The organism is Micromonospora sp. NPDC023633 (assembly GCF_040640035.1).
Taxonomy (GTDB): Bacteria; Actinomycetota; Actinomycetes; order Mycobacteriales; family Micromonosporaceae; genus Micromonospora.
In genome coordinates this window covers 1-13,414 of sequence record NZ_JBFABB010000153.1, presented here as the reverse complement: position 1 = coordinate 13,414, position 13,414 = coordinate 1, and the positions used below count along the sequence as shown (strand labels likewise).

13 protein-coding genes are annotated in these 13,414 nt (G+C 75.0%); 10 read left to right on the top strand and 3 right to left on the bottom strand.

The genetic code is table 11. The features are described from left to right. Positions 1-109 precede the first annotated feature (109 nt). The 6 genes from AB0G13_RS30545 to AB0G13_RS30520 all read left to right on the top strand — a co-directional run bounded on the left by AB0G13_RS30545 (position 110) and on the right by AB0G13_RS30520 (position 6,635). Positions 110-1,591, top strand: a complete 1,482-nt coding sequence (locus AB0G13_RS30545; RefSeq protein WP_357881799.1) for an NAD(P)/FAD-dependent oxidoreductase — start codon at positions 110-112, stop codon at positions 1,589-1,591. Beyond that, positions 1,584-2,510, top strand: coding sequence for an SDR family oxidoreductase (locus tag AB0G13_RS30540; protein ID WP_357881796.1), 927 nt, complete (start codon positions 1,584-1,586; stop codon positions 2,508-2,510). Before AB0G13_RS30545 ends, AB0G13_RS30540 begins: the two co-directional genes overlap by 8 nt. Then, positions 2,507-3,433 (top strand): alpha/beta fold hydrolase, encoded by a 927-nt coding sequence (locus AB0G13_RS30535; RefSeq protein WP_357881793.1) that lies wholly within the window; start codon positions 2,507-2,509, stop codon positions 3,431-3,433. Before AB0G13_RS30540 ends, AB0G13_RS30535 begins: the two co-directional genes overlap by 4 nt. A 72-nt stretch (positions 3,434-3,505) precedes the next feature. Further along, positions 3,506-4,612 carry a CapA family protein gene (locus AB0G13_RS30530; RefSeq protein WP_357881790.1) on the top strand — a complete coding sequence of 369 codons (1,107 nt, stop codon included), beginning with the start codon at positions 3,506-3,508 and terminating at the stop codon, positions 4,610-4,612. 68 nt (positions 4,613-4,680) lie between these two features. Further along, complete coding sequence (locus AB0G13_RS30525) at positions 4,681-5,343, top strand: GntR family transcriptional regulator (protein ID WP_357881787.1); 663 nt, start codon at positions 4,681-4,683, stop codon at positions 5,341-5,343. Then, positions 5,340-6,635, top strand: coding sequence for an MFS transporter (locus tag AB0G13_RS30520; protein ID WP_357881784.1), 1,296 nt, complete (start codon positions 5,340-5,342; stop codon positions 6,633-6,635). The genes AB0G13_RS30525 and AB0G13_RS30520 overlap by 4 nt, the downstream gene beginning before the upstream one ends. A gap of 84 nt (positions 6,636-6,719) precedes the next feature. On the opposite strand, the gene AB0G13_RS30515 is transcribed toward AB0G13_RS30520, so the two are convergent. Beyond that, positions 6,720-7,139: a hypothetical protein gene (locus AB0G13_RS30515; protein ID WP_357881781.1), complete on the bottom strand. Its 420-nt coding sequence runs from the start codon at positions 7,137-7,139 to the stop codon at positions 6,720-6,722. A gap of 183 nt (positions 7,140-7,322) precedes the next feature. On the opposite strand from AB0G13_RS30515, the gene AB0G13_RS30510 reads away from it, so the two are divergent. Next, positions 7,323-8,408, top strand: a complete 1,086-nt coding sequence (locus tag AB0G13_RS30510) for an S-(hydroxymethyl)mycothiol dehydrogenase (protein WP_357881777.1) — start codon at positions 7,323-7,325, stop codon at positions 8,406-8,408. After that, on the top strand, positions 8,408-9,037 hold the full coding sequence (locus AB0G13_RS30505; RefSeq protein WP_357881774.1) for an MBL fold metallo-hydrolase: 630 nt from the start codon (positions 8,408-8,410) through the stop codon (positions 9,035-9,037). The genes AB0G13_RS30510 and AB0G13_RS30505 overlap by 1 nt, the downstream gene beginning before the upstream one ends. A 70-nt stretch (positions 9,038-9,107) precedes the next feature. On the opposite strand, the gene AB0G13_RS30500 is transcribed toward AB0G13_RS30505, so the two are convergent. Then, on the bottom strand, positions 9,108-10,052 hold the full coding sequence (locus tag AB0G13_RS30500) for a sensor histidine kinase (RefSeq protein WP_357881771.1): 945 nt from the start codon (positions 10,050-10,052) through the stop codon (positions 9,108-9,110). Further along, a complete protein-coding gene (locus tag AB0G13_RS30495; protein WP_357881769.1) occupies positions 10,049-10,921 on the bottom strand; it encodes an MEDS domain-containing protein in 873 nt (290 codons plus the stop codon). The genes AB0G13_RS30500 and AB0G13_RS30495 overlap by 4 nt, the downstream gene beginning before the upstream one ends. A gap of 169 nt (positions 10,922-11,090) precedes the next feature. Between AB0G13_RS30495 and AB0G13_RS30490 the strand changes: the two genes are divergently transcribed. Beyond that, positions 11,091-11,567, top strand: coding sequence for a VOC family protein (locus AB0G13_RS30490; protein ID WP_357881766.1), 477 nt, complete (start codon positions 11,091-11,093; stop codon positions 11,565-11,567). A gap of 324 nt (positions 11,568-11,891) precedes the next feature. Further along, positions 11,892-12,599, top strand: coding sequence for a hypothetical protein (locus AB0G13_RS30485; RefSeq protein ID WP_357881763.1), 708 nt, complete (start codon positions 11,892-11,894; stop codon positions 12,597-12,599). The last annotated feature ends 815 nt before the right edge of the window (positions 12,600-13,414 follow it).

Sequence of the window (13,414 nt, the reverse complement as noted above, 5' to 3'; positions counted from 1 at the left end):
GCCCGCCCCACCACCCGGTGGGAAGTCGCTCGCCCACACGGCGAGGATCCACAACACTCCACCGGAAACCCGGTGAACGTTAGTGGACACCGCACGGACGGGAGACGAGATGGCCGACCACGTCGACGTGCTCATCGTCGGTGCCGGCCTGTCCGGTGTCGGCGCCGCCTGTCACCTGCGCCGCCACTGTCCCGGGAAGACGTACGCGGTGCTGGAGTCCCGCGACGCCGTCGGCGGCACCTGGGACCTGTTCCGCTATCCCGGCGTCCGGTCGGACTCCGACATGTTCACCCTCGGCTACTCCTTCAAGCCGTGGACCGACCCGAAGGCCATCGCCGACGGCGACTCGATTCGCGACTACGTGCGCCGCACCGCCGACGAGTACGGCGTCACCGACCACATCCGCTTCCGCCACCGGGTGGTCCGCGCCGACTGGGACAGCGGGAGCGCCCGCTGGACGGTGCACGCCCACCGCGACGACACCGGCGGGACGGTCACGCTGACCTGCTCCTTCCTGTTCACCTGCGCGGGCTACTACCGCTACGACGCCGGCCACACGCCCCAGTTCCCGGGCACCGAGCGGTACGCGGGGCGGATCGTGCACCCGCAGCACTGGCCGCAGGACCTCGACCACACCGGCAGGCGGGTGGTGGTGATCGGCAGCGGCGCCACCGCCGTGACGCTGGTGCCGGCGTTGGCCGAGCGGGCCGCCCACGTCACCATGCTCCAGCGCTCACCCACGTACGTCCTGGCGCTGCCGTCGCGCGACGTGCTCGCCGACGCGCTGCGGCGCTGGCTGCCGGCGAAGGCCGCGTATCCGGTGGTGCGCTGGAAGAACGTCCTGCTCTCCACCGCCAACTTCCAGCTCAGCCGGCGCGCGCCCGCCCTGGTCCGGCGGCTGCTGCTGCGCGCCGTCCGGGGTCGGCTGCCGGCCGGCTACGACGTCGACCGGCACTTCTCGCCCCGCTACGACCCCTGGGACCAGCGGCTCTGCGTGGTGCCCGACGGCGACCTGTTCACCGCGCTGAAGTCGGGTCGCGCGTCGGTGGTCACCGACACCGTCGACACCTTCACCGAGCGCGGGATCCGGCTCGCCTCCGGCGAGGAGCTGGTCGCGGACGTCGTCGTCACCGCCACCGGGCTCAACCTGCTCGCCCTCGGCGGCATGACGCTGACCGTGGACGGCGCGGAGGTGGAGCTGTCCGGCACCGTCGCCTACAAGGGCATGATGCTCTCCGGGGTGCCGAACTTCGCGATGACCCTCGGCTACACCAACGCCTCCTGGACGCTGAAGGCCGACCTGGTCGCCACCTACGTCTGCCGGCTGCTGCGCCACCTCGACCGCACCGGCCAGCAGGTCGTCACCCCGCTGCCACCCCCCGACGGCGAGCTGGAGCCGATCATCGACCTGACGGCCGGCTACGTGCTGCGCAGCGTCGACGTCCTGCCCAAGCAGGGCGCCCGGGCGCCGTGGCGGCTGCACCAGAACTATCCCCGGGACGTCCTGCTGATGCGGCACGGCCGGCTCACCGATCCCGGCGTGCGGTTCTCCCGCGCCGGCAGACCGCAAAGGAGGACCGTCCGTGCGTAGGTTCGTCTTCACCGGCGGCACGGCCGTGGTGACCGGCGCCGCCAGCGGGATCGGGGAGGCCCTCGCCCACGCGCTCGCCCGCCGGGGCAGCGACCTGGTGCTGGTCGACCGCGACGCCGGGCGGCTCGACGCCGTCGTCGCGGCGGTCCGCGCCGCGCACCCCGACCGGCAGCTCACCGCCTACGTGGTCGACCTGGCCGACGCCGCCGCCACCGCGCGGGTGGCCGAGGAGATCCGGCAGCGGCATCCGGCGGTCCGGCTGCTGGTCAACAACGCCGGAGTGGCGCTGGGCGGCCGGTTCGACCAGGTGAGCCTGGACGAGTTCGGCTGGGTCGTCGACGTCAACTTCCGAGCCGTGGTGCAGCTGACCCACGCGCTGCTGCCCACCCTGCGGGTCGAGCCGGGCGCGCACCTGGTCAACGTCTCCAGCCTCTTCGGGATCATCGCCCCCGCCGGGCAGGCCGCCTACGCGGCCAGCAAGTTCGCCGTCCGCGGCTTCACCGAGGCCCTGCGCCAGGAGCTGGCCGGCGACGGGATCGGCGTGACCTGCGTGCATCCGGGCGGGATCCGTACCCGGATCGCGCAGAACGCCCGGGTGGGCAGCGGTGTGCCCGCCGAGGAGTTCGAGACCGGCCGCCGGCAGTTCGAGAAGCTGCTGACCATCGACCCCGCAAGGGCCGCCGAGGTGATCCTGCGCGGCGTGCACCGCCGCCGGGGCCGGGTGCTGATCGGCTGGTCGGCGAAGCTGCCCGACCTGTTGGCCCGGGTGGCGCCGGTGTCGTACCAGCGGGTCGTGGCCTTCGCGCTCGACCGCGTCGGGGGCGACTCCGCGCGCCGGCTCACCACCGGGTCGTCCGCCCCGGCGCAGCGGCAGCCCGAGGCGGCCCCGGCGGCCGATCCGGCCGGGGAGCCGGCGTGAGCGCCCCGGCCGGCCGCCGGCACGTGAGCGTGGACGGCCGGCGGGTGTGCCACCGCGTCGACGGCGACGGGCCCCCGGTGCTGCTGCTGCACGGCATCGGCCGCACCCTGCGCGACTTCACCGAGCTGCACGAGCTGCTCGCCGAGCGGTTCCGGGTGCACAGCGTCGACCTGCCCGGCTACGGCGGCTCGCTGCCGATGACCCGCCCCTGCACCCTGCCGGCGCTGGCCGACTTCGCCGCCCACTACCTGGACGCCGTCGGCGTCGACCGGCCGGCGCACGTGGTCGGCAACTCCCTCGGTGGCGCGGTCGCCATGCGCCTCGCGGCGTCCGAGCCGGCCCGGGTGGCCAGCCTGACGCTGGTCAACAGCGCCGGCTTCGGCCGGGAGGTGACCATCGCGCTGCGGCTGCTGGCGCTGCGCCCGCTGGGCCGGCTGCTGCTGCGGCCCAGCCGGTGGGCCGCCCGCCGCGCCGAGCTGTCGCTCTTCCACGATCCGGCCTTCGCCACCGCCGAACGCGTCGCCCACGCCCTGGAGGTCGCCCGCCAGCCGCACGCCGCCCGGGTGATGCTGGAGACCGCGCGCAACCTCGGCACCTTCCGGGGGGTGAGCCCGCAGTGGCGGGAGGAGCTGCTGGCCGAGATGGAACGGCTCGACGCCCCCACCCTGGTCGTCTGGGGCGACCGGGACCTGATCCTGCCGGCGGCGCACCTCGACGCCGCCCGGTCCCGGCTGCCGAGGGCCCGCACCCACCTGTTCACCGACTGCGGGCACATGCCGCAGATCGAGTGCGCCGAGGAGTTCCACCGCCTGCTCGTCGACTTCTGGGCAGCGGCCGGCACGGACACCCCGCACGGCGGTGGGACCCCGCCCCGCGACGCCGCCGACGCCGGGGACCGGCCGGCGGTCGCCGAGACCGGCTGACCCACGTCCGCGCGCCGTCGTCGCCCGGCCGGCGGCAGGTGAGCGGGCGGCCGGACGGGGAAAGCGGGCCGGATGCCCGACCTGACCCTCTTCCTCGGCGGCGACGTGATGACCGGCCGGGGCGTGGACGCGATCCTGCCCAGCCCCGGCCCGCCCGAGCTGCGCGAACCGGCGGTACGCGAGGCCCGCGGCTACGTCGAGCTGGCCCGGGCCGCCAGCGGGCCGGTCCCGCTCCCGGCGCCCCCGGCCTGGCCGTGGGGCGACGCGCTCCGCCTGCTCGACGAACTGCGGCCCGACGCCCGCCTGGTCAACCTGGAGACGGCGGTGACCGGCCGGGGCCAGCACGCCCCCGCCAAGGCGATCCACTACCGGATGCACCCGGCGAACCTGGCCTGCCTCACCGCCGCCCGGCTCGACGTCTGCGCCCTGGCCAACAACCACAGCCTCGACTTCGGCCCGGTCGGGCTCGCCGACACCCTCGACGCGCTGGCCGCCGCCGGCATCGCCACCGCCGGCGCCGGCCGGGACGAGACGTCGGCCTGGCAACCCGCCCGGGTGCCGCTCGGCCCGGGCCGCGACCTGCTCGTCTGGTCGGTGGCCGCGCCGTCCAGCGGGGTGCCCCCGACCTGGGCGGCCGCCGCCGGGGCGCCCGGGGTGGCGTACCTGCCGGAGGTCTCGGTCGCCTCGGCGGACGCGCTGGCCGGGCGGATCGCCGCCGTGGCCGGGCCGGGGGACCGGGTGCTGGTCTCCGTGCACTGGGGCACCAACTGGGGGTACGCGGTGCCGCCCGCGCACGTCGACTTCGCCCACCGGCTGGTCGACGCCGGCGTGGACGTGGTGCACGGCCACTCGTCGCACCACCCCCGCCCCGTCGAGGTGTACCACGACCGGCTGGTCCTCTACGGCTGCGGCGACCTGGTCGACGACTACGAGGGCATCGGCGGGCGGGAGGCGTACCGGCCGGAGCTGCGGCTGCTCTGGCTGCCGACCCTCGACGCGGCCACCGGCGCGCTACGGCGACTGCGGGCGGCCCCGGTGCGGATGCGCCGGATGCGCCTGGAGCGGGCCGCGCCCGACGAGGCCCGCTGGCTGGCCGGGGTGCTCGGCGGCTTCGGCCCACCGTTCGCGCCCGGGTTCGCCGTCGACGGCGACGGGCTGCTGACGCTGCGTCCGCGCTGACGGTGGCCCGCGCCACCCCGGGCGGGGGCGCGGAGGTGCGCCGAGGAGGCGGGGCCCACCATAGATACATGACGCATCCCTCTCCGTCGGGCCGGACGGTCGCGCCCTCGGCCGCCGAGCGCGCCTACCGGCACCTCAAGCGGGAGATCCTGGAGCAGATCCACCCGGGCGGGTCGCTGGTCAGCGAGGGGGAGATCGCCGAGGCCACCGGGGTCTCCCGCACCCCGGTCCGGGAGGCGCTGCTGCGCCTGGAGGCGGAGGGACTGGTCCGGCTCTATCCCAAGCGGGGCGCGCTGATCCGTCCGGTCTCCGCCCGCGAGATCACCGACGTGATCGAGGCGCGGCGGCTGGTCGAGCTGCACGCCGCCGAGCGGGTCTGGCCCCGGCGCGCGGCGCTGCGGGGCGAGCTCGCCGCCCGGCTGGCCGAGATGCGCGACGCGCACGCCGCCGGCGACCTGACCGCGCTGATGCAGGCCGACCGCGCGTTCCACGCCACCGTCGTCGACGCGGCCGGCAACGAGATCCTCGCCGAGCTGTACCAGCGGCTGCGCGACCGGCAGCTGCGGATGGGGGAGGCCAGCTTCCGGCTCTCGCCCGGCTGGGCCGAGACCGCGCTCACCGAGCACGCCGACCAGCTCGCCGCGCTCGACTCCGACGACCCCGGGCGCTGGCTCGCCGCCGTCGCCGCGCACATCGACAACGCCGCGGACGTGCTGCGGGCCCTGCGGTGAGGGCGCTGACCGCGCCGGTCGCCCCGCGCCGGTCGGCGGGCGGCCTCGTCTGGGGCGTGGCCCTGGCCGCGTACGTGGCCGCCGTGTTCCACCGCAGCTCGCTCGGCGTCACCGGCGTCGACGCGGCGCACCGCTTCGACGTCAACGCCTCGGCGCTGGCCACCTTCTCCGTCGCCCAGCTCGCCGTGTACGCGGCGATGCAGGTCCCGGTCGGCGTCCTGCTCGACCGGTTCGGGTCCCGCCGGCTGCTCATCGCCGGCGGCGCGCTGATGGTCGCCGGTCAGCTCTGCTTCGCCCTCGCCACCGACGTGCCCCTGGCGATCGCCGCCCGCGTGCTGATCGGGCTCGGCGACGCGATGACGTTCATCAGCGTGCTGCGCATCGTGGCGCTGTGGTTCCCGGGGCGGCGCTACCCGATGATGACCCAGCTCACCGGCACGCTCGGCCAGCTCGGGGCGATCCTCGGCGCCGTACCGCTGGTGGCGTTGCTGCACCGGGCGGGCTGGACCCCCGCCTTCCTCACCGCCGCGGCGGTCGGGGCGACCGTGCTGCTGACGGTCGTCGTCGCCGTCCGGGACACCCCGCGCGGGCAGCCCGCGGCCGGCGCGGCGCCCACCCTCACCGACGTCCGCCGGGAACTCGCCGCCGCCTGGGCCCAGCCGGGCACCCGGCTGGGGCTCTGGACGCACTTCGTCACCCAGTTCTCCGGCGCCGTGTTCGCCCTGCTCTGGGGCTACCCGTTCCTGGTGCAGGGGCAGGGGCTCAGCCCGACCGCGGCGGCGTCGCTGCTCACCCTGATGACCGCCGCCATGCTGCTGACCGGGCCGGTGGTCGCGCACCTCTGCGCCCGGCACCCGTTCCACCGCTCGGCGCTGGTCTTCGCGATCACCGGCGCCACCGCCGCGGTCTGGGCCGTCGTGCTCGCCTGGCCGGGACGCGCCCCGGGCTGGCTGCTGGTCACGCTGGTGCTGGTGCTCGCGGTCAACGGCCCGGCCTCGCTCATCGGGTTCGACTACGCGCGCAGCTTCAACCCGGTCAACCGGATCGGCAGCGCCACCGGGGTCGTCAACGTCGGCGGCTTCGTCGCCTCGATCGTGCTGGTGCTGGCCGTCGGCGTGGTGCTCGACCTGGCGACCCCGGCCGGGCGGGCCACCCCGGACCTGGCCGCCTTCCGGTGGGCCTTCGCGGTGCAGTACGTCCTCTGGGCGCTCGGCGCGGTCCAGGTGCTGCGCTACCGCAACGCGGCCCGCCGCGAGGTCGCCGCCCGGCCACCCGTCGCGACGCCGACCTGACGCCGCCCCGTCGTGCCGTCCCCGTGGCCCGCCGCGACGCCTGTCCGACCCCGCCGGGCGCTCCCGGACCGGCCGGCCGGGGGCTCAGCAGCGCCGGCGGCCGTGGGTGAGGTCGTCCAGCACCAGGGTCAGGCCGGCCCCGAGCAGCCAGACGTCCTTGGCCAGGCCGATGCCCTGCTGGGTGGGCCTGAGGCTGCCCGGCTCGCGCATTCCCGGGGTCCTCAGGTAGAGCTGCACCAGACCCGCGCCGAACGCGGCCAGCCCCAGGCCGGCCAGCGCCGACGGGACGAACGGCGCGAGCAGCGCGGCGCCCAGGGCGATCTCGGCCCGGGAGAGCAGCCGGGCGAACCGGTCCGGGTCGAGCTTCCCGAGCTGCGGGACGGCGCCGACCGCCATCCCGTGCATGCCCTGCGCGGCCTCCCCCTCCAGCGACCGCTTGCCCATCCCCGAGTTGAGGACGAACGCACCGATGCTGACCCGCAGCGGCAGATGGCTGACCTTCATGGCGCACTCCCGTCCGACTGTCGAACCGTGCCCCCGCCTACCCCTCGCCGCCCGGGATAACCGCCCCACGGCCCCGGGTCGTCCGCGACGATCGGGGGTAGTTTCGCCCGAGGAACGTGATCGAGGTGCCGCGGCAGCGCACCGACGGACGGCGGCGCGACGCGCCGTGGAGCAGGAGGAACCGTGAGCCAGCAGGTCAGGGGAGTCATCTCCCGCAGCAAGGGCGTGCCGGTCGAGGTGACCACGATCGTGTTGCCGGATCCGGGGCCGGGCGAGGCGATCGTGCGCATCCAGTCCTGCGGGGTCTGCCACACCGACCTGCACTACCGGGAGGGCGGCATCAACGACGACTACCCGTTCCTGCTCGGGCACGAGGCCGCCGGCGTCGTCGAGCAGGTCGGGCAGGGCGTCGACGGCGTCGCGCCGGGCGACTTCGTGGTGCTCAACTGGCGGGCCGTCTGCGGGGTGTGCCGGGCCTGCCGCCGGGGCCGCCCGTGGTACTGCTTCGCCACCCACAACGCGGCGCAGAAGATGACCCTCACCGACGGCACCGAGCTCACGCCGGCGTTGGGCATCGGCGCCTTCGCGGAGAAGACCCTGGTCCACGCCGGTCAGTGCACCAAGGTCGACCCGGCGGCCCGGCCCGCCGCCGTCGGGCTGCTCGGCTGCGGCGTGATGGCCGGTCTCGGTGCCGCCATGAACACCGGCGGGGTCACCCGGGGCGACTCGGTCGCCGTGATCGGCTGCGGCGGCGTCGGGGACGCGGCGGTCGCCGGCGCCGCGCTGGCCGGCGCGACGACGATCGTCGCGGTGGACACCGACCCCCGCAAGCTCGACTGGGCCCGCAAGTTCGGCGCCACCCACACGGTCGACGCGAGGCAGGACGACCCGGTCGAGGCGATCCGCGCCGCCACCGGCGGCTTCGGCGCCGACGTGGTGATCGACGCGGTCGGCCGCCCCGAGACCTGGAAGCAGGCCTTCTACGCCCGCGACCTGGCCGGCACCGTCGTGCTGGTCGGCGTGCCGACCCCGGAGATGACAGTCGACCTGCCGCTGCTCGACGTTTTCGGCCGCGGCGGCTCGCTGAAGTCGAGCTGGTACGGCGACTGCCTGCCCAGCCGGGACTTCCCCATGCTCACCGAGCTCTACCTGCAGGGCCGGCTCGACCTGGACGCCTTCGTCACCGAGGAGATCGCCCTGGACCAGGTCGAGGAGGCGTTCGCCCGGATGCACCGCGGCGACGTGCTGCGCTCGGTGGTGGTCCTCTGATGGCCGCCCGCGTCGACCACGCCGTCACCTCCGGCACGTTCTCCCTCGACGGTCAGACCTTCGACGTGGACAACAACGTGTGGGTGGTCGGCGACGACGCCGAGTGCGTCGTCGTCGACGCCCCGCACGACGTCGAGGCGATCCTGGCCGCCGTCGGCGACCGACGGGTCCGGGCGATCCTCGCCACCCACGCGCACGACGACCACGTCCGGGTGGCCCCGGCGCTGGCACGGGCCACCGGCGCGCCGGTGCTGCTGCATCCCGCCGACCGGGTGCTGTGGGACATGGTGCACCCCGACGAGGCGCCGGGCGGGACGCTGCGCGACGGGCAGACCCTCGAGGTGGCCGGCACCGCGCTGACCGTGCTGCACACGCCCGGCCACAGCCCCGGCGCGTGCAGCTTCCACGCGTCGCAGCTCGGCGTCGTCTTCACCGGCGACACGCTCTTCGCCGGCGGGCCGGGGGCGACGGGACGCTCGTACAGCGACTTCGGCACGATCGTCGCCTCGATCCGGGACCGGCTGCTCACCCTCCCGCCGGAGACGGTCGTACACACCGGGCACGGGGAGAGCACCACCGTCGGTGCCGAGGCTCCCCACCTCGACGAGTGGCTGGCTCGCGGGCACTGACCCGCGCCCGCCCCCGGGTGGTCGCTCAGCGGCCGTCCGGGGGCTGCTCAGCGGCCGTTACGGGCCATGGTCACGCCGGGCGTCGCACGTACATCCGCACGGTCGTCCCGGCCGCCGTGGTGTGCACGCGGACCAGGTCGCACAGCGCCTGCACGATCACCAACCCCCGGCCACCGATGCCGTCCGCGGCCGGGGTGAGCCGCCCGGCGAGCGGGTCGGTCAGCCAGCCGTCGTCGTGGATCTCGCAGACGAGGTGCTCGGCGGTACGCCACACGCGCAGCACACCGGTGCCGCCGGCGTGCGCGATGCTGTTCGTGGCCAGCTCGGTCACCGCGATCTGCAGGTCGGCCAGCCGGTCCTCGTCCAGGCCCACGGCCTCGCCGTGCCCGGCCACGAACCGCCGCACGGTGGACAGCGTGTCGAACTCGTAGACCAGCGCCGAAACCGGCTCCGGCGGGGTCGGCAGGGGCTTGTTGTAGCGCGCGACCACCTCCGCCGGGGCGTACTGCGCGCTCGGCCGTCGCCCGGCGTGGTCGACGAGGATCGGGTGCGTGGCGTACGCGTCGGCCAGCACGTCGGCCTCGAGCCCGGCGGTGTCGTACGGGCAGAGGATCGTCGCGTCCCGGCCGGCGAACGCCATGTTGATCAGCGCCTCGTGCTGGGCGCACGCCGGATATTCCGTGTCGCTGCGCCCGGCCCAGATCGGCTCGCCGATGATCCGCACCCGGCGGCCGGCATGCTGCTCGATGAACGCCTGCAACACCCAGGGGATGATCCGGCCCGGGTTCCGGCCGGCCTGCGACATGTCCGCCCAGCGCACCGCGGCCGCGGGGCCGACCGCGGCGCGGACCAGCCGCAGGTTGGCGCCGGGCATCGCGACCAGCACCGGCTCCCCGGCGGCGAGCCCGTCGGTGACGAACGGCACCGTGCCCGCGAGCAGGCCGTCCACGTCGTGGTAGAAGAGCCCCTCGTGTACGAAGGCGCCCGCTTCCTCCGCGTGCCGCGCCCCGGTCACGCGGGCTGCCCCACGGTGTGGGCGAACCCGGTGTCGCGCACCAGGTCGAGCAGGCGGCGCACCACCGGGCGGCACCCGACCAGCCGCAACCCGTTTGGCGCCGACGTCCGCTCGGCGTCGAGCAACGCGCTGGCGGCGGCCACGTCGGCGAAACTGACGTCGGACACGTCGAGCACCGCCGGTCGCCCCGACGGGGTAGGGCCGGCCAGCCCGGTCAGCATGGCGCCCAGCGCCTCCCGGTTGCTCCAGTCGATCTGCCCGACCAGCCGCAGTCCCGGCGGGTCCGCCGTGCGGTACGCCCGCAGCAGCGGCACCCAGGCCCGGTCGGCGCCCGGCCCGGCCGTCGCCGGATGGACGGCCGCGACCGCCCGCCACCGGTCGGCGGGGAACAGCCGCCGGTCGTAGAGGCACAGCGCGGCCGCCCGGCCCGCGGGGAAGAGCGCGTTCATCGCGGCCTCGTAGCGGCGCAGCTCGGCGAGCGGGGTGCCGTCGCGCGACGCCCACGCCATGTCGCTCACGAGGCGCAGCCCGGAGTGGCCCTCGCGGTGTGCCCGCGCGATCTCGACGGCCAGCGTGGCGACGGTCGCGTCCGACGCGGACCGGCCACCGTCGCGGTGGACCTCGACGGCCGGCAGGATCCGCAGCCGGCCGTCCGCCCGCGCCGCGTCCGGCGGCCCGCCCGCGGACCGGACGGCGGCCACGACGGCGGCGGGCTCCAGCGCGTCGAGGAGGCAGAGGACCTTCTGGCCGAGGCGAAGACCGGTGACGACGAAGCGGGCGACGGCGTCGAGAGCGTCGGCGTCGTCGTCGTACGTCCAGCAGACGTGGTCTCCCAGGGTCACCTGCTCGACCACCGCACCACCAGTCATTCCTCGCCTTCCATTTGGCGTCCCCCACTGTAATCGTCGGTCCCCACGCAGGCCCACCGGGTGAAACGTCGGCGTCGCTCCGCCGCCCACCCGGCCCGGTACGGGAGGGGAACCGTCCGCCCACGGCCGTGATCCGTCCGGGCCGCGCGCTCGTCTAGGCTCTGGCGACATGACCACGCACGATGCCGGCAGCACCCCCGCCGTACGCCAGCTGCGCCTGGTGGTGGAGGCCGAGGACTACGACGCCGCGGTGGCGTTCTTCCGCGACGCGCTGGGCCTGCCCGAGCAGGCCGCGTTCGCGGGGGAGGGCGACGCGCGGGTGGTGATCCTCGACGCCGGCCGGGCCACCCTGGAGATCGCCAACCCGGCGCAGAAGCGGATGATCGACGAGGTGGAGGTCGGGCGGCAGGTCGCCCCGAAGCTCCGGGTGGCCTTCGAGGTGGACGACGGCCGCGCCGCCACCCGTCGCCTGGTCTCCGCCGGCGCCACCGAGATCGCCCCGCCGACGGTGACGCCGTGGCAGTCGCTCAACGCGCGCCTCGACGCGCCAGCCGGCCTCCAGATCACCGTCTTCCAGGAGCTGCGCGGCGCTGAGGAACGGGCCACGACGGGCGACTCCGCAGGGGCACGCGACCGCGCGGAGTGAGCCCGCCGCCCGCGCGGCGGCGTCGGCGGTCACGGAGCCTGACTGCCGGTCGGATCGTGCCCGCCCGGGCGGTTACGGCGGCCGGCTGCGGGCGGGGCCGTGGGTGTCCCGTGTCGTCCCCTCGCCGAGTGTGTGCCCCGTGCGTCCCCAGCGCGGAGTGACCCGGGTCGCAGCAGACCGGGGCCGGGTCATATCCGGAATGCCCGACAGGGCCGGCTGGTTGTGTCCCCCGTACCGCCGGAGCCGAAACCCCGTCCGGCGCGGAAGTTCCCCCGAGGAGTGCTCATCCAGGGAGCGCTTCGCCTGACCGAAAGGGCAACCATCGTGAAGTACGACTTCACTCGATGGCTCCCGGCCATCGCGAAGGACTCGAAGGACTCGAACCGCAAGATCGCGCTGAGCGTGGTCGGTGTCGCCGCCCTCGGTGGCCTCGCCCTCGGGCCGACGGCCGTGGCCGCCCCGGTCACGACCGCGCCCCACGAGGGTGCCGTGGCGGCGATCGAGCAGGCCACCGGCAAGGGCCGGCCGGGCGCCGCCGAGGAGTCGGCCCTGACCACGGGCGGCACCACCACCAAGCCCGCCGCCGGCAAGCCCAGCCGCGAGGAACTCATCCCGCACGGGGTGCAGGGTGCCCAGTCGCGCATCCCGCTCGACGACGCGCAGCTCGCCAACGCCAGGGCCATCATCGAGGAGGCCAAGGAGACGGGCGTGGGTGAGCGGGGTGCCGTCATCGGGATCGCCACCTCCCTGCAGGAGTCGAAGCTCTACAACCTCGGCCACCTGGGCGCGTACAACGACCACGACTCGCAGGGCCTGTTCCAGCAGCGTCCGTCGTCGGGTTGGGGCTCGCCCGAGCAGATCACCGACCCGGAGTACGCCTCGCAGGCGTTCTTCAGGGCGCTCAAGAACGTGGGCGGCTGGCAGGACCTGCCGCTGACCTCCGCCGCGCAGACGGTGCAGGTCTCGGCCTACCCCTTCGCGTACGCGCAGTGGGAGGAGCAGGCGGCGGACATCGTCTCGCAGCTCTGGTGACACCCACGTGACACGACCGGCCGGCCCTGAACGGGGCCGGCCGGTCGTCTCCGTGCCCGCGGCCTAGTTCATGCCTGTCCCAAGCTCACGCACGTATGGGCAGGTTGTCCGGTCCGTGACGACTTGCCCTGCCGCCCTGCCGCCCTGCCGCCCTGCCGCCCCGCCGCCCCGCCGCCCCGCCGACGTGGCACCCCCTGCCGGCACGTCGATCATGCAGTTGTGGTGCCGGTTTAACGGGGATATGCGCGTTCTGTCCCCCACCACAACTGCATGATCGACGGCGCGAGACGCGGCGGGGTGCCGGGGTGCCGGCGGGGGCGATGGCGGAGCGAGACACGGCCGGCCGGCATCACGTCTCGTTCGGGGTTGGGTGTCCGGTTTCGGGGTGTGACCATCGGCATCGTGGGGGCGGAATCGTGGCCGGGGCGGGGTCGTTACACCCTGCGTACGACCGAGCAGGACCGCGCCGCCCCATGGGTGGTGGGCCGGGGCCCCGGAATGATGGCGGGCCGGCGGTCGTTACACATGGTCCGGCCGACGTGAGGGCATCCCCCGCCCCACGAACAGCCCGGATCCTCCCGGCCGACACGGCCGATCTGATCTTTTTCCTTCGGCGAGACGCCGGAGATCTCCCTTGAGTTCGTTGAGTGCCGGATGGTGCTTGCGCCCGCACAGCCGGATCCCCCTTTTCGGTGTGGGTGCCGACCCCCGAATGGAGCACTCTGTGATGAACACGATTCTGCGTAAGAGCGTTCTTGGTGTTGCTGGTCTGGCGTTTGCCGGTGGTGTGTTCGCCGGTCCCGCGACCGCCCACG

Excerpts from the sequence above, each read along its gene's own strand:
- AB0G13_RS30490 (WP_357881766.1), top strand. The coding sequence starts at position 11,091 with ATGACCACGCACGATGCCGGCAGCACCCCCGCCGTACGCCAGCTGCGC.
- AB0G13_RS30515 (WP_357881781.1), bottom strand. The coding sequence starts at position 7,139 with ATGAAGGTCAGCCATCTGCCGCTGCGGGTCAGCATCGGTGCGTTCGTC.
- AB0G13_RS30495 (WP_357881769.1), bottom strand. The coding sequence starts at position 10,921 with ATGACTGGTGGTGCGGTGGTCGAGCAGGTGACCCTGGGAGACCACGTC.
- AB0G13_RS30545 (WP_357881799.1), top strand. The coding sequence starts at position 110 with ATGGCCGACCACGTCGACGTGCTCATCGTCGGTGCCGGCCTGTCCGGT.
- AB0G13_RS30525 (WP_357881787.1), top strand. The coding sequence starts at position 4,681 with ATGACGCATCCCTCTCCGTCGGGCCGGACGGTCGCGCCCTCGGCCGCC.
- AB0G13_RS30530 (WP_357881790.1), top strand. The coding sequence starts at position 3,506 with ATGCCCGACCTGACCCTCTTCCTCGGCGGCGACGTGATGACCGGCCGG.
- AB0G13_RS30505 (WP_357881774.1), top strand. The coding sequence starts at position 8,408 with ATGGCCGCCCGCGTCGACCACGCCGTCACCTCCGGCACGTTCTCCCTC.